This is a genomic window from Actinacidiphila sp. bgisy144 (genome assembly GCF_057708105.1).
In genome coordinates, this window is the sequence record NZ_JBYIRM010000003.1 from 42,088 (window position 1) to 60,950 (window position 18,863).

Genomic DNA, 18,863 nt, shown 5'->3' on the forward strand with positions numbered 1-18,863 from the left:
GCGGTGCGGGTCGCGGGCCCCTTCCTCCAATCTGTTGTCCTGACGCTGACGGGTGGGGGTGCCTGGGCGCGCAGGTCCTACGGCGAGGGGGTGCCGTCCTGCGGGGTGTCGTGGGGCGCGCCGTGCGGCATGTCGTACGGGTCGTCCTGCGGTTTGGCGTGCTGGGGTTCGGCGTGCTGCTGGGGCTCGGCGTGCTGCTGCGGCTCAGCGTGCTGGAGTGCGGCGGGCTGCGGTCCCGCGGGCTGCTGGGGCTCGGCGGCGCGGGTGCGGGCGGTCTGTTCGCGCCGGCGTTTGCCCGCGGCGACGAACGCGCCGAAGCGGGCGCCCATGTTGCCGGTGGCCGGCTGCGGGACGGGCTCGTCGCGGCCGGGCCGGCCCTGGCCGGGCAGGGCGTGCTCGGCGGCGGCGAGGGTGTGGCCGCGGACCCGCTTGGGCAGGGCGAACAGGTCGTCGTCCGCCGCGGGGGGCGCGGCGGGTTCGGGTACGGTCCCGCTCTGCGGTACGGGCTCGGGCGCGTGGGGAAACGTCCCGGCGGTGCTGGTTTCGGTTTCGGTGCCGGTATCGGGGCCGGCCGGCGGATGACTGGACCAGGCGGTGCCCTCGGCGGGCGCGGGCACCGGCAGGGGCGCGGTGGGGGCGGTGTGACCGGGCTGCCGCATCGGCAGTCCGCTCGGGCCGATCACCGGTTCGCCGGAGGCGGCCGGACCGGTCGCCGCGGGCACCGCCGTACGCGGTGCGCCGCGGTCCCGGTCCCGTTCGCGCTCCGCGGGCTCCTGCGGCGTACCGTGCGCGGGTGTCTCCTCCCGCGGCCGCGTGATCAGGTGCTGCGGGATGAGCAGCAGTACCCCGGTGCCGCCGCGTGAGGAGGGCCGGAAGTTGACGGTCAGCCCGTACTTCCCGGCGACGCCGCCGACGACGGCCAGGCCGAGCCGGGTGCCCGACAAGGTGCCCAGCCGCAGCGGGTCGTGCGAGACCGCGTGCTGGGCGCGGCGCAGCGCCGGGGGGCTCATCACCAGGCCCGCGTCCTCGACGGTGATCACCACGCCGGTGGTCAGCTCCTCGACGTAGAGGTGCACCGTCTCGGTGGGCGGCGAGAACCGGGTGGCGTTGTCGACGAGTTCGGCGAGCGCGTGCATGACGCCCTCGGCGGCGTGGCCGACGACCGCGGCGGTGGACGTGGAGTGCAGCCGGACCCGCTGGTAGGCGCTGATCCGGCCGATCGCGCCGCGCAGGATGCTCTCCATCACGATCGGCTTGGTCCACCGCCGCCCGGACCGGCCGCCGGTGAGCACCGCGATGCTGTCCGCCAGCCGTCCGGCCTGCGCGGTGGCGTGGTCCAGCTTGAGCAGGTCGCCGAGGACGTCCTCGTCGTAACGGTTCTCCATCTCGCGCAGGTCGGCCATCATCGTGGTGGTCAGCGCCTGGACCCGGCCCGCGGCGTTGGCGCACGCGGCGAGGGTGGCCGCGCGCAGCCGGGCGGCGCCGGCGAGTTCGGCGGTGAAGACCTCAAGTACCCGGCGGTGCCGCGGGTCGGCGAGCGCGGGGGCGGCGGCCAGCGCGGTGGCCGCGGAGGCGCCGGAGCCGAGCATCTCGACCGTGCGCGGGATCGCGGTGTCGGCCAGGACGCCCGCGTCGGCGGCCGCCGCTTCCAGGCGGACCCGCAACTGCTCGGTCTCGGCGCGCGCGGCGGCCAGTTCGGCGGCGACGGCGTCCGCGTCGGCGGCCATCCGTGCCAGCTGCCGCTGGTGGCCGTCGGCGAACGCCTCGGCCTGGGTGGCCTTGCGGCGCAGGTCGGCGTTCCTGCTGTCGGCGGCGGCGAGCCGGTCGGCCGTGCGGTGCCGGCGGTGCGAGGCGCTGCCGGCCCAGATCACGGCCGCCACCAGCAGCACGCCGTAGCCGATCGAGACCGTCTGCACCCAGCCGCGCGCCTCCCGTGGTGCGCCGAGGGTGAGCACGGCCCAGGCCAGGGCGCAGACCGCCGCCGCCCCGAGGGCGAGGGCCGGGGTGCCGGGGAGCGGGTGCGGTCCGGCCGGGCGGCCGGCGGGTGAACGATCTGGCATCTGGCGGTCCTTCGTCGGTCCTCGTGATCGGTCGGAGGTATGGCGACGAGCCTGCGGGCGGCGGGCGCGTGCGGTTCGGGGACGGTCCGTGCCCGTGCCATGCCCGTGCCATGCCCGTGCTGATCCGTGGTCGGCGCCGCGCCGGATCGGGCCGAACTGCGGTGCGGGCCAGCGTTCATGATGGTCCGCGGCGGCCGGTCGTCAGGCGTCCCGCTCGGCAAGTCCCCCGTTCGGGCGACGTTTTCGAGGAATGCTCGGCTGCTGTCGTCACCGTGCGATAGGTCCAGCGGGTGGGTTCGCGGCTTCTGGCGCCGGCGCGTGCGCGGGTTGGGGGTGGCGCGGGGCGTAGGTCGGGGGTAGGTCGGGCGTAGGTCGCGGGTAGGTCGAAATCCCGATGCCGTGGGGCGGGGCAGCCGGGAGGATGGTCGTATGAGCGAACTCCTGGGGCGGCGGGCGCCCACCTCCCGTACCGGCGGCCGTGCGGCAGCTCCCGCGTGGGCGGTGCTCGCGATGGTGTGTGCGGGCCAGTTCCTGGTCGTACTCGACGTGTCGGTGGTCAACGTGGCGCTGCCGTCGATGCGTTCGGCGCTGTCCCTGGGCGACGGCGGGCAGCAGTGGGTGGTCAACGCCTACGCGCTGACCTTCGCCGGGTTCCTGCTGCTGGGCGGGCGGGCCGCGGACCTCTTCGGCCGCAAGCGCACCTTCCTGGTGGGCCTCGGCCTGTTCACCGCGGCGAGCCTGGCCGGCGGGCTGGCGCAGGACGCCTGGATGCTGGTCGGTGCCCGCGCGGTGCAGGGCCTGGGCGCAGCGGTGCTCGCGCCGACCACGCTGTCCATCCTCACCACGTCCTTCCCCGAGGGCTCCGAGCGCACCCGGGCGATCGGCACGTGGACGGCGGTCGGCGCCGGCGGCGGCGCGGCCGGCGGCCTGGTCGGCGGGCTGCTCACCGACTACCTGTCCTGGCGGTGGGTGCTGCTGGTCAATGTGCCCGTCGGCGCCCTGGTGCTGGTGGGTGCGGCGCTCTGCCTGACCGAGAGCCGCGCGGAGCGGGCCCGCCGGCTGGACGTGCCGGGCGCGGTACTGGTCACCGCGGGCGTGGCCGGACTGGCGTACGGCATCGCGCAGAGCGAGTCCTACGGCTGGGCCTCGGTGCGCTCGCTGCTGCCGCTGGCCGCGGGCGCGCTGCTACTCGCGGCCTTCGCCCTGGTCGAGGCGCGTACGGTGGCGCCGCTGATGCCGCTGCGGCTGCTGCGGGTGCGGTCGGTGTCGGCGGCGAACACGGTGCTGCTCGGGTGCGGCGCGGCGACCTTCTCCACCTGGTACTTCCTCTCCCTCTACATGCAGAACGTGCTCGGTTGGAGCCCGGTGCGCGCCGGGGTGTCGTTCCTGCCGCACACCGTGGCGATCATCGTCGGCTCCAAGCTCGCGCCGCGCCTGATGAGCCGGACGGACGCCCGGCTGGTGGGCGCGGCCGGCGGGGTGCTGTCGGCGGCCGGGCTGGTGTGGCAGAGCACGCTCACCGTGCACGGCAGCTTCACCGGGACGATCCTCGGGCCGGGCATCCTCACGATGTTCGGCGCGGGCCTGCTGATGACGCCGATCGCCGCGGCCGCGACCTCCGGGGTGGCCATGGGCGAGCAGGGCGTCGTCTCCGGACTGCTCAACACCTCACGGCAACTCGGCGGCGCCCTCGGGCTGACCATCCTCGCGACGGCCGCCGCGGACCGCTTCACCACCCGCCGCACCCACGGCGCCGACCCCGCCCACGCCCTCACCTCGGGCTACGGCCTCGCCTTCCTGATCGCCGCGGCCTTCGTCGCCACCGCCACCTGCCTGATCCCCCTCCTCCCCAACCCCACCCCGAAACGCGCCTAGCCGCACCAGAGTCCGGCCCCTCGGTGTCCCTCGCTACTCGGCGGTGCCAGGAGCTTCACCGGGGAGGCGGGCGAACCGGGCGAGGGTGGCCTTGTTCGTCGACGGGTCCTCGAAGGTCAGTTCCCATGGCCCGGTGTTCATGTCCATCTCCTTGCCGAAGCCGACCCATTTGCCCGCCATACGGCGCCCGGTCGGTTCGACCAGCATCTGGATGGCGCCGTGGTAGCGGGCACCGCGGTAGTAGCTGTCACCGGCCGTCTGCTCCACCCACGTTCCGGTGACGACGCTCCCGTCGATGGTGAGGTCCACGGTGAGGGTCGAGTCCGACGAGCCGGGGATGCTGCGGACCGTCAGCCGGTTGCCGTGCTGGAGCACGACGACGTGGTGGAGCCCGGTGAACGTCTTCCCGCGGCTGCTGGAGTAGTACTCGTAGCGGCTCAGCCACACCCCGCTGTAGTTGCCCGTCGGCGCGGGTTGCGGGGCGCGCCCGCGGCCGGGCGTCGTGGCGTGAGCGGTGCCGCCGGGCCGCGCGGGTTCGACGTCGTGGCCGCCGTCGCCGTCCTCCACCACGCGCGCCTGAGGGATCGCCGGCGCGAAGCCGAGAGACTCGATCGGCAGGCCGGTGATGGACTCCAACGCGCGGGCGTAGACAGGACGGGGAGCCGCGGTGGTACCTGCCTCCCAGCGCTGGACCAGCCGCTTGCTCGCGTCGTTGGGCTGCCCGGCGCGCTCCCCCGCTGCCCGCAACGCGCGGGCGAACTCGTCCTGGCTCATGAGCAGTCCCATGCGGACGGCCCGGAGCGTGCTGTTCGGAGTCGCTGTCGTCATGCCTGTCACGGTAGTCCGCCGCGGGTCGGAATGACACCCGAATGACGCCCTTGATGACGCCGGAATGACACCCCAAGTGTCGTCGCTTTGAGCGTGGGATCAACGACATTCTGTGACCTCCCCTTCAACGGCGCACTCGGCGTCCACGAGCAGCAGGAGGTCCGCGATGAGCAAGGACGGTGGCGCTAAGAGCGCCGACTGGGAGGGTCTGTCAGCGCGGAAGTGGTATGCGAGCGAGCTGGCGCGCCTGCGGCAGGAGGCGGGGTAAACGCTGGTGCAGCTCGCGGAGTTGTGTCTGTACGAGCAGTCGTACCTGCACCGGTTGGAGCGGGGCCAGCGGCTCGGCACCGTGCAGGCGGCCGCCGCGCTGGACAAGGTCTACGGCACCGGGGACCTGCTGGTGCGGCTGTGGCACCTGGCCAAACGGGAGACGAAGGACCAGCCGTTCATCGGGCTCGGGCCGTTGGAGGCCGGGGCGGCCGGAATCCAGGAGTACGCGCTCAGCGCGGTGCCGGACCTCCTCCAGACCCGCGCGTACGCGGAGGAGCAGGTACGGGCCGCACGCACGGGAAGCCCCCAGCAGGCCGACGCGCGAGTGGCCGGGCGGCTGGCGCGGCAGGAACGGCTGACCGACGAGGACCCGGTCCACTACCGGGCCCTCATCGACGAAGCCGTGCTGCGCCGGAAGGCACGCGACCCGCAGACCTGGACCCGGCAGCTGGAACACCTCATCGAGATGGCCCAACTCCCGGGCGTCTCCCTGCACGTGGTGCCGTTCGACACCGGGCCGCATCCGCTGCACGGCTCCCTGGAGCTGGTCTACCTCCCGCAGGGGCGCACCGTCGCGTACGCGCCGAGCAGCTGCGGCAGCCACGTCCTGGAGGAGCCGGAAGAGGTCGAACCGCTGCGACTGGCCTACGACCTGCTCCGCGACACCGCACTGACCCCGACCGAGTCGCTCACCTTCCTGCGCACCCTCCTGACCGAGCACACCGCAGCCGGAACCACGAAGAACCCCGCGTCATGAGCCCCCGACCCGCCACCGCCGTCGCGGAAGGCGCGGCTAGAGCCAGCCGTGCTGGCGGGCGGAGCGGAGGGCTTCGATGCGGTTGCGGGTGCCGGTCTTGCCGATGGCCGCGGAGAGGTAGTTGCGCACGGTGGACTCGGAGAGGAAGACGCGCCGGGCGATGTCCGCGACGGTCGCCCCGTCGGCCGCGGCGTTGAGGACGTCCCGCTCGCGGGCGGTCAGCGGGCTGGGCCCGGCGCTGAGCGCTGCCGCCGCCAGGGCCGGGTCGATCACCCGTTCCCCGCGCAGCACTTGGCGGATCGCGCCGGCCAGCTCCTCCACCGGGCCGTCCTTGACGAGGAACCCGGCCGCGCCTGCCTCCATCGCCCGCCGCAGGTAGCCGGGCCGGCCGAACGTCGTGAGGATCAGCACCTTGCAGGACGGCAGTTGCCCGCGCAGGTCGGCGGCCGCGTCGAGCCCGCTGCGCCCGGGCAGTTCGATGTCCAGCAGCGCGACGTCCGGCCGCGCCGCCAGCGCCTCGGCCACGATCCGGTCCCCCGCCCCGACCTGCGCGACGACCTCCATGTCGTCCTCCAGGTCCAGCAGCAGCGCCAGCGCCCCCCGCATCATGCCCTGGTCCTCGGCGAGGAGCACCCGGACGGCCCGCGCCCCATTCCCGTCGCTCATCCCCCAAGGGTAGGGCGTGGCGGCGGGCCAGGCCGGGCCGAGGAGCGGTCAGCAGCAGGGGGACGGGAGGGCGGTGGGGAGGGCGTCGGCGGCGAAGACCGCGGTGGTGGCCGGTTCGCCGCCCAGCGCGGCGACCGCGAGGAGGAGGGCGGCCGCGGTCCAGGTGGTGCGTTCGACCGGCCACACCGCGCGGTCGGCGAAGACGTACCCGGTCCAGTACAGGCCGTCCTCGGCGCGCAGGTGCTGGATGTCGGCGAGGACCCGGACGGCGTCGTCGGTGCGGCCGACCGCCCAGAGGGCGAGGGCGAGTTCCGCGGACTCGCCGCCGGTGACCCAGGGGTTGGGGTCCACGCAGCGCACCCCGAGCCCGGGGACCACGAAGCGGGACCAGCCGGCGTCGATCCGGGTGAGGGCGGCCGGCCCGCGCAGGGTGCCGGTGAGCACCGGGTAGTACCAGTCCATGGAGTAGCGGGACTTGTCGAGGAACCGCTCGGGGTGGCGGCGCACCGCGTGGCCGAGCAGCCCGGCCGACAACTCCCAGTCCGGCTGCGGCTCCCGGCGGTGCTCGGCGAGGGCCAGCGCGCAGCGCAGCGCCTGGTGGATCGACGAACTGCCGGTGAGCAGCGCGTCGTTGACGGCGGTGCCGTCCGCCTCGCGCTTCCAGCCGATCTGCCCGCCGGGCTGCTGGAGCGCCAGGACGTACTCGACGGCGGCGTGCACGGTCGGCCAGATCCGCTCGGCGAACGCCTCGTCGCCGGTGGCGAGGTAGTGGTGCCAGGCGCCGACGGCGACGTAGGCGCAGAAGTTGGACTCGCGGCCGAGGTCAGTGGGCTGGTCGGCACTGCCGTCGTGGTAGGCGGCGTACCAGGAGCCGTCGGGGTTCTGGTGCCGGGCCAGCCAGTCGTACGCGGCCGCCGCGCGGTCGTGCTCGCCGGCCGCGTCCAGGGCCATCGCGGTCTCGGTGTGGTCCCACGGGTCGAGGTGGTGACCGCGGAACCACGGGATCGCGCCGTCGCTGCGCTGCGCGGCGGCCATCGCGGCGACCGTCCGCCGGGCCTGCTCCGCGGTGAGGACGCCGGGCAGTTCCAGCCGCTCGGTGCGGCGGCCCTGCCCGCGGCTCGGCGAGGTCACTTCGCGCGGTCCGCGCCGACAGCGGACCCGGAGTCGGCGGCCGACCCGGCGCCGGCGGCGGACCCGGCGCCCGTCGTCGCTTCCGCGGCAGCCGCCCGCTCGGGCAGCCGCGGCTTCGTCGCGTACGCCACGAAGCTCTTGCCGACCACCGGATTGAGCACCTGCTCGGCGAGCCGCGTGGCCAGCGGTTTCTTCATGATGTCCCAGACCAGCAGCTTGTGGTACAGCTTCACCGGCAGCGCCTGGTCGTTGTCCACGCCGACCGCGCACTTGATCCACCAGTACGGCGCGTGCAGGCCGTGCGCGTGGTGGGTGCCGTACGGCTTCAGGCCCGCCTCGCGCATCCGGTCCAGGAGCTGGTCGCCCTTGTAGATGCGGATGTGGCCGCCCTCGACCTCGTGATAGGCGTCGGACAGCGCCCAGCAGATCTTCTCCGGGCCGTAGCGCGGCACGGTCACCGCGATCCGGCCGCCGGGCCGCAGCACCCGGACCATCTCGGCGAGCACCGCCTTGTCCTCGGGGATGTGCTCCATCACCTCGGAGATGATCACGACGTCGAAGCTCTCGTCGGGGAACGGGAGTTGGAGCGCGTCGCCCTCCATCGCCAGCGCGGACGCGCCCGCCGGGGCCTCCCCCGCCTCGCGCATCGCCGCGAACCACTTGGCGACCTCGCGGATCTCCTCGCCGTTGCGGTCCAGCGCGACGACCTGCGCGCCGCGCCGGTAGCACTCGAAGGCGTGCCGCCCGGCCCCGCACCCGAGGTCCAGGACGCGGTCGCCGGCGGCGAGCGGGAAACGGGTGAAGTCGACGGTCAGCATCAGCGGTTGCTCCCCACGGGGTCTGAGGGATGTGCGGTGTCCCGGTCGTCGCCGTCCCGGCCGTCCGCCGCCGCACCGGGCGGGGCGGCCGCACCCGGTACGGGAGTTGCCGCCGGGTCGGCGCCGGCAGGAGTACTCCTGCCCGCGTCCGCGGCGCTATGCGTACGGCCCGCGGCGGGCAGCGGCGCCCGAACCGGCCCCGGGTGCGCGGCGATCGCCGCCCGGTACAGCTCGGCGGTCGCCTCGGCCGCACGCGTCCAGGTGAAGCGCTCCAGCACCCGGGCCCGCCCGGCGGCGCCCAGCCGCGCCCGCAACTCCGGTGCGGCCAGCAGCCGTTCGAGCGCGGTGGCGAGCGCGCCCGCGTCACCGGGCGGCACCGCGAGGCAGGTCTCGTTGTCCGGCCCGGCCACCTCCGGTATGGCGCCCCCGGTGGTGGCCACCAGCGGGGTGCCAGTGGCCATCGCCTCGGCCGCCGGCAGCGAGAACCCCTCGTACAGCGACGGCACGCACGCCACCTCGGCGCTGCGGATCAGGTCGACCAGCTCGGCGTCGCTGATGCCCTTGACGAACTCGACCGCGTCGGCCAGCCCGAAGGCGGCGACGGCGTCGGCCACCGGCCCCCGCTCCGGCCGCTTGCCGACGACCACCAGGTGCGCGTCGGGCCGCTGGGTACGGACCTTCGCCAGCGCCTCGACGAGGAAGACCAGGCCCTTGAGCGGCACGTCCGCGCTGGAGGTGGTGACGATCCGCCCGGGCACCTCGGCCACCGACGGGTCGGGCGCGAACAGCCGGGCGTCCGCGCCGATCGGCACCGTGTGCACCCGCTCGGGCCGCACCCCGAGGTCCGCGACGATCTCCTGCCGCGACGACCCGGAGACGGTCAGCACCGACGGCAGCCGCCGGGCCACCCGCTTCTGCATGCGCGTGAAGCCGTACCAGCGGCGGACCGACATCCGCTTGCGGAGGTCGGGGGCGGCGGCCAGCTCCAGGCGGCGGTCCACGGTGATGGGGTGGTGGATCGTGGTGACCAGCGGCAGGCCGAGGCCGAGCAGGCCGTATCCGAGGGTCTGGTTGTCGTGCACCACGTCGAAGTCCGCGCGGCGGGCGGCGAGGTGGCGGCGCGCGCGCAGGCTGAAGGTCAGCGGCTCGGGGAAGCCGCCGGTCCACATGGTGCCGACCTCCAGCGCGTCGACCCAGTCGCGGTACTCCGCCAGGCGCGGGGTGCGGAACGGGTCGGGCTGCCGGTACAGGTCCAGGCTGGGCAGCTCCGTGAGGGTCACGCCCTCGCCGAGCGCGTCCAGTACGGGATAGGGCTGCGCGCCGATCACCTCGACGCGGTGGCCGAGTGCGGCCAGTTCGCGGGCCAGGTGCCGGACGTACACACCCTGGCCGCCGCAGAACGGATTGCCCTTGTAGCTCAGCAGCGCGATCCGCAGTGGCCCGGACGGAGAGGTCACTCCGGCTCCCTTCTCGCTGCGATTGGGCCGGAGCGTAACCGGTCGCGCTAATCTAGAACAAGTTTCAGATAGATCGTACAGGGGTGGGGCACGCCCTCCCGCACCCGGCTGCCATCATGCACACACCCCCGACCCGGGCGCGCGGCGTCGGCACCGGCCACGGCGCGGCGGGCCCCGGCCCCGACCCCGGCCGGACTCGGCACCGCACGGCTAAGGACAGGACGGATGAGCGCACACCCCAGGCCACCGGCCCCGGCACTGACCGCGCGGCAGGCGGCCCGGCGCGACCGCATCCTGGCCGCCAGCACCGAACTGGCCTGCGGCGGCGGCTTCGACGCCGTGCAGATGCGCGAGGTCGCCGAGCTGTCCGACGTCGCCCTGGGCACCCTCTACCGCTACTTCCCGTCCAAGATCCACCTGCTGGTGGCGGTCATGGAGGACCAGCTCGGGCAGTTGCAGAGCGCGCTGCGCACCCGGCCGCCGACCGCCCCCGACCCGGGTACCCGCGTCGCCGACACCCTGCTGCGCGCCTTCCGTGCGCTCCAGCGCGAACCGCTGCTCGCCGACGCGATGTTCCGGGCGATGATCTTCGCCGACCGCTCGGTCCGCGCCCAGGTGGACACCGCCTCGCGGCTGACCACCTCGATCATCGTGGAGGCGATGGGCCGACCGGGGGCGGCGGAGGCCGAGGCCGCCGGAAGCGTCGCCGCCGCCGAGCCGCCGGAAGCGCTGCTCTCGGCCGTCCGGGTGATCGGGCACACCTGGCACGCGGCGCTGGTCGGCTGGATCTCGGGGCGCACCTCGGTCGCCGAGGTGACGGAGGACATCCGCACGGTCTGCGGCCTGCTCGACACGGCGGCGGCGTAGCGGCACCCTCGCCCGGCCCGGCCGCGCACCTCACGCGCACCCCTATCACACGACCACGTTCGGTATCGGCGCAACTACCGTCGATTACCTCGAAGGGAGGGCGCGCGTCGGCGCAGAGTGCGCTCCTGGCGCCTCCTGCCACTCCTGTTCTGCCCCCGGCTGGGACGGAAGTTCACCCGCACGGGGTGATCCGCCGGGTATGAATGGGTTCGCGTTCGTCCCGGGGGTCGCGGACATCACCCGCAGGGGGATCAGGGCGGCGCACCGATGCGACCACGCGAGGGGGATGACCCGGTGATACGTGTACTGGTGGCCCATGACACCTGCCTGCTGCGCTCCGCGCTGGCGGCGCTGCTGGGCCGGGAGGCGGACTTCGAGGTGACGGACACGGCCTGGCCGTTGCTGGCGGAGGCCGCGCGGGCCTTACGGCCGGACGTCTGCGTGGTGGACGCGGACTGTACGGGCTGGCGGCAGCACGTCGGCGCGGGCGGCGGCCCGCTCGACGGTCCGGCCAGACCGGTGCGGGACCCGGCCGGCGCGGGAGCAGGTACGAGCCCGGGCGCCGCACGGGGCGGGAGCGGGACGCGCGGCCGCGGCGGGTCCCGCACGGTGAGCGGCGGCCGGGCGGCGAACGGGAGCACCGCGTCGCGGGGAGCCGCCGGCACCGGCCCGCTGCACCCCACCACGCACGGGCTCGCCACCGCGGGGGCCCTGGGCGGGCTGACCCGGGCCCGGTGCGCGCTGGTGGTGCTGACCGGCGCGGGCAAGCCCGGCGATCTGCGGCGGGCCCACGAGGCGCACGCGCTGGGGTTCGTGAACAAGGACCGGTCGGCCGACCGGCTCCCGACGGCCGTACGGCAGGCCGCGCAGGGGAAACGGTTCGTCGACGAGTCGCTCGCCGTGGAGTTTCTGCACGCCGCCGAAATGCCGTTGACCAGGCGGGAGTTGAGCGTGCTGTCGCTGAGCGCGGAGGGTGCCCCGGTCACCGAGATCGCGCACCGGCTGCATCTGTCGCACGGCACCGTGCGCAACTACCTCGCCTCGATCACCCGGAAGACCGGGGCCCGCAACCGGGTGGACGCGATCCGGATCTCCCAGGTCGCCGGATGGGTGTGACGGCGGCCGTCGGCGTACGGGCGGGCGGGCGCCGGGCACGGCGGTCGGATACGGCACCGCGCCGTACGCGTCACGCCGTACCCGTAGCCGTAGCCGTACCTGTAGCCGCGCCCGTACCCGCCACTGCCTCGGCGGACCAGCCGCCCACCAGGTCGCGGTAGAGCGCCGAACGGGTCGGCAGGTCCTCGTGCGTGCCGCACACCGCGTGTGTGCCGTCCAGCACGAGGACCCGGCCGGCCCGCCGCGCCGAGCTGATCCGGTGCGCGATCACCACGAGCGTTCCGCCGGGACGCCGGGCGAACGCCTCCTCGGCGACGGCCTCGGCGGCCGGGTCGAGGTGGCAGGTCGCCTCGTCGAGCACGACGAGTCCCGCCGGGGACAGGTAGGTCCGGGCCAGCGCGAGCAGCTGCCGCTCCCCCGCGGACAACCGGGCCGGGTCGACCTCGGCGTCCGGCCCGCCGAGCGCCTCCACCAGGGGGCCGGCGCCCACCGCGCCTGCCGCGGCGAGCAGTTCGGCGTCGGGCACCGGGTCCTCCCGCAGGTAGGCCAGGTTCTCCCGTACGGTGCCGGTCAGCACGTATGCCTCCTGCGGGACGAGCGCGGGGCGGCCCGCGGTCCGTACGTCGCCGCGGTCGGGACGCAGCAGGCCAGCGGTGAGCGCGGCAAGCGTGGACTTGCCGATGCCGCTCGGGCCGACCACGGCCAGGTGTTCACCCGCGTGGAGCGCCAACTCCAGGTCGTGCAGGACCGGTTCGGCTCCGGGACCGTAGGCGAAGGTCACGTGCCGCAGATGCAGGACGCACCCGGGCGGGTCCGGATGCCCCATCTCCGCTTCCCGCGGACCGAGTTGGGCCGGCACACCGTCGCCGGAATCGCTGCCCCCGCCGGCGCCGTCGTCCCCCCCGATCCGCCGCAGCACGACCCCGAGCCGGGTGCCGGCCGCGCCCAGCGTGTGCACCAGGTTCTGTAGCGCCGGTTGCAGGGACTGGGTGAGGTAGGTGAGCGCGCCGAGCAGGTCGCCCGGGGTGAGGCGGTGGGTGCGGATCAGCCAGGGCGCGGCCACCAGCAGGAGCACCACGGGGAGTTGGCCGCCGACGGCGAGGGCGGCGGCACGCAGCACCCCCCAGCGGGCGAGCGCGCGGGCGGTGTCGAGCGCGGCGCCGGTCCGGGCGTCGGCGCGCGCGGCCATCAGGGGTTCCGCGCCGCACGCGGTGATGTCGCGCAGTCCGCCGGCGAGGGCGCCGCACTCCGCGGCGAGCGCCTCGTCGGCGGCGAGGTAGGCGTGCTGGCGGCGGGCGAGCGGGCCGAGCCCGGCCGCGAACAGCGCCACTCCCGCGGCCAGCGGCGGCAGCACGATCAGCAGCAGCACCGGCGCGAGCGCGCACATCCCGGTGAGCGCGCCGATCGCGGTGAACGCGAACGAGCGCACCACCAGCACCAGTCCGCCGAAGGCGTCCCGCGCGATCTCCACCTGGTGGGTCAGCCGCGACACCACGGCGCCCTCGCCGCTGCCCCGCCCGCGCACCGCCGCCCGCAGCCCGTCGCGCACCACCCGCGTCACCAGGCCGTCCCGCAGCGGCTCCACCAGCCCGGCCAGCCCCCGGTAGACCCGCGCGGTCCCGTACGCGCCGACCGGCACCGCCACCGCCGCCAGCGCCAGCCACCACAGGCCGGCCGCGTCGCGCCCGCGCAGGAAGCCCTCGTCCAGTGCCTTCGCGACGGCGTAGCCGACCACGAACGTCTGCGCCGACTCCACCACCGACCACCCGGCCAGCACCGCCAACGCCCCGAGCCTGCCCCGCAGATACCCCCGCATCCCGTTCACTTCTCCCCCTCCCCCGCCACCGCGGCCAGCGGCTCCCCTGGCGCGCTGCCTTCGGCCGCAGCGGTGGCGAACAGCGCGCGGTAGGCGGGCTGTTGCCACAGCTCCCGGTGGGGGGCCAGGGCGCGCAGCCGGCCGGAGTCGAGCCAGGCGACGAGGTCGGCGCGGGCGGCGGTGGCGGCGCGGTGGGTGGTGAGCAGGCGCGTGCGGCCGCGCGGGTCGTGCAGAAGGGCGCGGGCGACGTGCCGTTCGGTGACGGTGTCCAGGCTGGAGGTCGCGTCGTCGAGCACGAGCAACCGGTCGCCGTGCGCGAACGCCCGGGCCAGGCCGATGCGTTGGGCCTCGCCGCCGGACAGGGGGGCGTCGGCGCGCGGGGTGGCGTAGCCGGCGGGCAGGCGCCGTACGAAGCCGTCGGCGCCGGCCGCGCGGGCGGCGCGGGTGACGGCGCCGGGGTCCAACTCGCCCGGTCCGAAGGCGATCGCGTCGCCGAGGGTGTCGCCGAGCAGCACCGGGCGTTCGAAGGCGTAGCCGACGGCGTCGCGCAGTTCGGCGCGGCTGAGCGCGGCCAGCGGGCGGCCGTCGAGCAGCACGGTGCCCTCGTCGGGGTCGGTGAGCCGCCCGGCGAGTTCGGCCAGTACGGACTTGCCGGCGCCGGACGGCCCCACGACGGCCACGCAGCTGCCGCCGGGCACGGTCAGGTCGAGGCGGTCCAGGACGGTCGTGCCGCCGCGGGTGACGGTGACGCCCCGCAGTTCGAGGGTGCCGGGGCCGCAGCGGGGCAGCAGGTCGGTGCCGTGGGCGGGTGCGGGCACGGCGAGCACGCCCGCGATCCGGCGGGCGGCGGCCCGGCCGCGGACGAGGGCGCCCAACTGCCCGACCACGGTGCCGATTCCGGAGGCGAGCAGCGCGTAGCGGGAGGCGGCGAGGAGCCCGCCGACGGTCAGGTCGCCCTGGGCCAGCCGCAGTCCGCCGACGGCGAGGACGAGGATCTGGAGCAGCGGCACCAGGACGGCGGCCTGTGCGGTGGCCCGGCCCTGGACGTGCCACATCCGGTGTCCCTGGGTGCTGAGTTCGGGCAGCGGCGCCAGTACCCGCGCGGCCTCGCGCTCCTCGGTGCGGGCGGCGGCGATGGTGCGGGCGCCGCCGATCGCCTCGACCAGGCGGGCGGCGATCCGGCCCTGGGCGTCCTGGTAGCGGGCGACGCTGTCGGCGGAGGCGCGGGCGAAGCGCCGCACGAGCAGGGCGAGCGGCGGGGCGCCGAGCAGGAAGGCGGCCGCCAGCCAGGGGTCGGTGAGGAAGAGGGCGACGATTCCGCCGAGCGGGGCGCCGACGGCGGCCGGCAGGGTCGCTGCGGCGGCCGGTACGGCGCCCGCGTCGGCGGCGTTGCCGACCAGCCGGGTGACCAGGTCGCCGCCGCCCGCCACCCGCGCGGCGAGCACATGGCGTACGGCCCGGCGCCGTACCGAGGCGGTGACGCGGGCGCCGGAGACGGCCGCGAGCACATCGCTGGTGGTGCCGACCAGCACCTGCCCGGCCACGACCGCCGCGCACGTCCAGACCCAACTCCCGCCGGGCCAGGGCGCGTCGGAGTCTCCGCGCAGCACCTGGTCGACGGCGTGGCCGAGCACCGTGGGCAGCAGCAGGCCCAGGCCCACTGAGAGCCCGGCCAGCACCGCGACGGCGGCGACGGCGGTGCGGCTGCCGCGTACGGCGGGCCGCAGCACGGGGGGCGGCGGGGCGTGGTCGGCCATGCGGTCCTCCTCCGGCGGGGCGGGGGTGTGCGGGGGCGCGGCGGCGGGCATGCCGGGGCCCCGCCCCCGGGTGCTGGGGGCGGGGCTTGGCCCTGTCGGACAGGGCCTCGGGTCACCGGTCGTACCGCCGTGGAGCCACGGGCGGTCGCGTCACAGACAGATCAGGAAGCTCACCGAGCTGACGCAGCTCAGCAGGCTGAGCGAGCTGGCGTTGTCGGCGCCGTGTCCGTGCTCGGCGGGCTCCATGTCCTGAAGGTCGAGAAGGGCCATGTCAGGTGTTCCTTTCCATCGGTGTCGCCGAGGGGTTCGGCGGCTGGTCGCCAGGTTCTGGCGCGGTCCGGGCCGCTGCCCGGACCGGTTCGTGGGGCCCGCGGGTCAACGCGCGGGCGGTGGGGGGAGGAAGGGCAGCCGGGGTGCGGGGTGCCGGCCGGCGTGCGCGGCGCCGAGGGCGAGCAGGCAGCCCGCCGTACCGGTGCCGAGGTCCATGGACAGCCGCATCATCTGGTGCCCGGGGAAGGCGAGCGCGCCGCGGTGCGCCATGCCGTACCAGCCGAGCGCGTCGACCTGTGCGGCCAGAGCGCCGTCGGGGACGCCGGGTGCGGTGGTGCGGGCGAGGTGCAGGATCATCCCGGCCCGGCCGGCCAGCAGTCCGGGCTGGGCGTACAGCCGCGCGGTGGCGGCCCGTACGATCCCGGCCCTGGCCTGCTCGAAGCGTGCGCGGACCGGCTCGTCGAGGCTGTCGGGGCCGGCCAGCGCGAGCAGGTCGTCGAGGACCAGCCCGATCCCGGCGCTGCCGTCGCCGACGTACGGCATGGTGCGCCAGCCCTCGTCCACTTCGAGGCTGCCGCTCGCGGTGGCGACGCAGGAGTCGAGGTCGAGGGTGAGCGCGCGGGCCGCGTGGCCCAGCAGCCCGGGCAGGCCGGTGCGCTCGTACAGCCGCAGGAAGAGCAGGGCGGCGCCGGTGGTGCCGCGCATCAGTCCGGCGCGGCGGGTGGGCCGGGCGTCCGGGTGCTGCCGGCGCCGCGCGGCTTCCGCTTCCGCCTCGGCCGCGACCCGGGCGGCGACGATCCCGGCGGCCTCCAACGCCCGTTCGTGCAGGTCGGCTTCGCCGGTGGTCAGTGCGAGGTGGTCCAGCACCAGGCCGATGCCGGCGAGGCCGCCGTGGAGGTCGGAGGCCAGCCGCTGCCAGTTCTCGGCGAGCAGGATGCGCACCAGGGTGAGGGCGCGTTCGGTGTGGCCGAGCCGGTCCAGGACGTGGGCGATGCCGGCGACGCCGTCGTACAGGCCGAGCGGGATGCCGTTCGGCAGGTGTGCGGTGCGGGCGAGCAGCCACTGCTCGCCCTCGTCGTGGCGGGGCAGGCCGAGCTGGTCGAAGGCGTAGAGCACACCGGCGGCGCCGTGGGCGACGTTGAGGCCGCCACCCGGGGTGAACTGGGCGATGTCGCCGGGGTAGAGCCGGTCGTCGCGGTCGGGGGTCGCGGAGCGGAGGATCGCGGCGGCCATGGAGTCGCGGGCGGCGGGCCAGTCGCCCGGCTCGGCGGGCAGGTAGTGGCGGCGCGGCGGTCCGGGGCGGGTGCCGGCGGGCAGGCCGGTGGCGTCGGCGCCGTGGCCGAAGGCATGGTCCGCGGCGTGCCCGGGGGCCTGGTCGGGGGCGCGTTCTGACCAGCGGTCAGAGGCGCGGTCTTCTGCGGGAGCGAGGTCGCCGGTGTGCACGTGCAGATCGCGGGAGGGTGAACCCGCCCGCAGGTCCGTTCCGTTGACGCCGTACCCGCCGGCCGGGCCGTGGGCGGCGGCTGCGGCGGCGGCCCGTTCACCGCGGGCTTCCTCGGCCTCCTCGGCCGTCCGCGTGATCTCGTCCACCGCCTCCGCCAGGTACCACTCCGGCACCGGGAACTCGCGGCCGATCACCTCCGCCAGGTGCGCGGCCTTGCCGCGGTCGATGGCGAAGAGCGTGGTGACGGGCAGGAAGAGGGCCAGCCGCAGGCAGGCCAGCGCGTAGTGGTCCACGGCGGCGCCGCGGCGGTCGGACGGCGCGACGAACCCCGGGTGGGCGACGGCCTGGCGGCCGTTGTCGGTGGTGCGGGCGGCCGCCTCGAAGTCCAGCAGGGACACCGTCTCGTCGTCGGGCGCGACCATGATGTTGAACATGTGCAGGTCGTTGAAGACCAGTCCGCGCGAGTGGACCTTGGCGACGGCCGCCGCCACCCCGGCGTGGATGCGCAGCGCCCAGGCGGTGAAGTCGGCGACGCCGGCCGGGTCGGGGTCGGGCCGCAGCAGCGGGTGGCGGTGCGCGAAGTAGGAGTTGAGCGGCTTGCCCTCGACGAAGTCCATCACCAGGAAGCGGTGGTCGCCGACGGTGAACCAGTCGCGCAGTTCCGGGGCGACGCCGAGCCCGGACAGCCGCCGCAGCGCGTCGCGTTCGCGGCGCAGCCGGGTGACGGCGTCGGCGCCGTCGGAGGCGAGGCCCGCGTGCGGGCGGCCCTCCTTGAGGACGACCTTGGCGCCGGTGCGGGTGTCGGTGCCGGCGTAGACGCCGCCGCCGTTGGAGAAGTGCAGGGCCTGCTCGATGCGGTAGGGCAGGTCGGCGACGGTGGTGGCGTTGCGCGCGGCCAACTCCGGGGCCAGGAACGGCGGGAGGGTGACCCAGTCGGGCACGTGGAAGGCCGGTGAGCGGTCGTCGGGCACCAACTGCCCGCTGCCGTCCTCGACCGCGGGCACCAGGGTGCCGTGCCCGCCGACGCAGTAGCGCTTGGCGAAGGCGCCGTAGCGCACGTACAGCGGGCCCTGCCGCCAGCGCAGGTCGGTGAGGATGTACGGGCCCGGCTCGCCGTCCAGGAGCGCCCCGAGTTCGTCGAGGACGACCCGCAGGCCCTGCTCGTCGGGCGGGTAGATGGTGACGAACTTCCCCGAGGTGTCGCGCCCGGCGTACTTGGAGTTGCGCAGGTGCAGCAGCCGGGGGCCGGGCACGAACTTGAACGGGATGTTCCGCGGCACGCAGTAGTCCCAGACCTTCGCGGCGACCTTGTCGGCGCTCTCCAGGGTGGCGGAGGCGTGCACCTTCCAGCCCTGCGCGGGGTAGGCGCGCTCGCCGGCCGGCGGGTCCAGGTGCAGCCAGTCGCCCTCGCGCACGGTGCGCCAGCCGGCGGGTACCGGCCGCCGCGCGGTGTCGAAGAGCGGTACGGCGGCGCGGTCCGTGCTCCCGGCGGCCGCGGCCCCGGTCGCCGCCCCGGGTACGGCGGCCGGGTGCCCGGTCGCCGCCGCCCGGCTCCCGGCCGCCGTACCCGTGTCCCCGGCGGTCGCGGACAGCCGGTCCAGGCTCTCGTAGAAGTGCCGGTCGGCGAGGCAGAAGACCTCGTAGCGGTTGTCCATCGATCCCCCCTCTTCGCGGTGACGGCACCGAGACTGACACGGAAGCGGAATCGGGTGAAGTCACCGTTGTCACCTC

14 protein-coding genes are annotated in these 18,863 nt (G+C 75.4%); 4 read left to right on the top strand and 10 right to left on the bottom strand.

Annotated features, from left to right (window positions below):
* Positions 1–77 precede the first annotated feature (77 nt).
* Positions 78–2,060: a sensor histidine kinase gene (locus AC3EVP_RS04785; RefSeq protein ID WP_435126413.1), complete on the bottom strand. Its 1,983-nt coding sequence runs from the start codon at positions 2,058–2,060 to the stop codon at positions 78–80.
* Positions 2,061–2,489: 429 nt separating this feature from the next.
* On the opposite strand from AC3EVP_RS04785, the gene AC3EVP_RS04790 reads away from it, so the two are divergent.
* On the top strand, positions 2,490–3,935 hold the full coding sequence (locus AC3EVP_RS04790) for an MFS transporter (RefSeq protein WP_435126416.1): 1,446 nt from the start codon (positions 2,490–2,492) through the stop codon (positions 3,933–3,935).
* 33 nt (positions 3,936–3,968) lie between these two features.
* Here the strand turns inward: AC3EVP_RS04790 and AC3EVP_RS04795 are convergent, their stop codons facing one another.
* Entirely contained in the window at positions 3,969–4,763 is a 795-nt protein-coding gene (locus AC3EVP_RS04795; protein WP_435126418.1) for a helix-turn-helix domain-containing protein, read from the bottom strand.
* Positions 4,764–5,037: 274 nt separating this feature from the next.
* Between AC3EVP_RS04795 and AC3EVP_RS04800 the strand changes: the two genes are divergently transcribed.
* Entirely contained in the window at positions 5,038–5,790 is a 753-nt protein-coding gene (locus AC3EVP_RS04800; protein WP_435126420.1) for a DUF5753 domain-containing protein, read from the top strand.
* Between the two features lie 36 nt (positions 5,791–5,826).
* Here the strand turns inward: AC3EVP_RS04800 and AC3EVP_RS04805 are convergent, their stop codons facing one another.
* From AC3EVP_RS04805 to AC3EVP_RS04820, 4 genes are read right to left on the bottom strand one after another with little or no spacing between them, the layout of a single operon-like run.
* Positions 5,827–6,456 carry a response regulator gene (locus AC3EVP_RS04805; protein WP_335981121.1) on the bottom strand — a complete coding sequence of 210 codons (630 nt, stop codon included), beginning with the start codon at positions 6,454–6,456 and terminating at the stop codon, positions 5,827–5,829.
* 48 nt (positions 6,457–6,504) lie between these two features.
* Entirely contained in the window at positions 6,505–7,587 is a 1,083-nt protein-coding gene (locus AC3EVP_RS04810) for a prenyltransferase/squalene oxidase repeat-containing protein (protein ID WP_435126423.1), read from the bottom strand.
* Positions 7,584–8,405 carry a class I SAM-dependent methyltransferase gene (locus AC3EVP_RS04815; RefSeq protein ID WP_435126426.1) on the bottom strand — a complete coding sequence of 274 codons (822 nt, stop codon included), beginning with the start codon at positions 8,403–8,405 and terminating at the stop codon, positions 7,584–7,586. The genes AC3EVP_RS04810 and AC3EVP_RS04815 overlap by 4 nt, the downstream gene beginning before the upstream one ends.
* Positions 8,405–9,862 carry a glycosyltransferase family 4 protein gene (locus tag AC3EVP_RS04820; protein WP_435126428.1) on the bottom strand — a complete coding sequence of 486 codons (1,458 nt, stop codon included), beginning with the start codon at positions 9,860–9,862 and terminating at the stop codon, positions 8,405–8,407. Before AC3EVP_RS04820 ends, AC3EVP_RS04815 begins: the two co-directional genes overlap by 1 nt.
* 225 nt (positions 9,863–10,087) lie before the next feature.
* Between AC3EVP_RS04820 and AC3EVP_RS04825 the strand changes: the two genes are divergently transcribed.
* Complete coding sequence (locus tag AC3EVP_RS04825; RefSeq protein ID WP_435126431.1) at positions 10,088–10,729, top strand: TetR family transcriptional regulator; 642 nt, start codon at positions 10,088–10,090, stop codon at positions 10,727–10,729.
* Positions 10,730–11,023: 294 nt separating this feature from the next.
* Complete coding sequence (locus tag AC3EVP_RS04830) at positions 11,024–11,845, top strand: response regulator transcription factor (protein ID WP_435126433.1); 822 nt, start codon at positions 11,024–11,026, stop codon at positions 11,843–11,845.
* A gap of 70 nt (positions 11,846–11,915) precedes the next feature.
* On the opposite strand, the gene AC3EVP_RS04835 is transcribed toward AC3EVP_RS04830, so the two are convergent.
* The 4 genes from AC3EVP_RS04835 to lanKC form a co-directional block, all read right to left on the bottom strand.
* A complete protein-coding gene (locus tag AC3EVP_RS04835; RefSeq protein WP_435126796.1) occupies positions 11,916–13,661 on the bottom strand; it encodes an ATP-binding cassette domain-containing protein in 1,746 nt (581 codons plus the stop codon).
* A 5-nt stretch (positions 13,662–13,666) separates the two neighbouring features.
* Complete coding sequence (locus AC3EVP_RS04840; RefSeq protein WP_435126436.1) at positions 13,667–15,418, bottom strand: ABC transporter transmembrane domain-containing protein; 1,752 nt, start codon at positions 15,416–15,418, stop codon at positions 13,667–13,669.
* A 150-nt stretch (positions 15,419–15,568) separates the two neighbouring features.
* Entirely contained in the window at positions 15,569–15,688 is a 120-nt protein-coding gene (locus AC3EVP_RS04845; protein ID WP_335981110.1) for a SapB/AmfS family lanthipeptide, read from the bottom strand.
* Between the two features lie 105 nt (positions 15,689–15,793).
* The gene (gene lanKC, locus AC3EVP_RS04850) at positions 15,794–18,787 is read right to left on the bottom strand and encodes a class III lanthionine synthetase LanKC (RefSeq protein ID WP_435126440.1); all 2,994 of its coding nucleotides are present in this window, start codon (positions 18,785–18,787) and stop codon (positions 15,794–15,796) included.
* Positions 18,788–18,863: the final 76 nt, after the last annotated feature.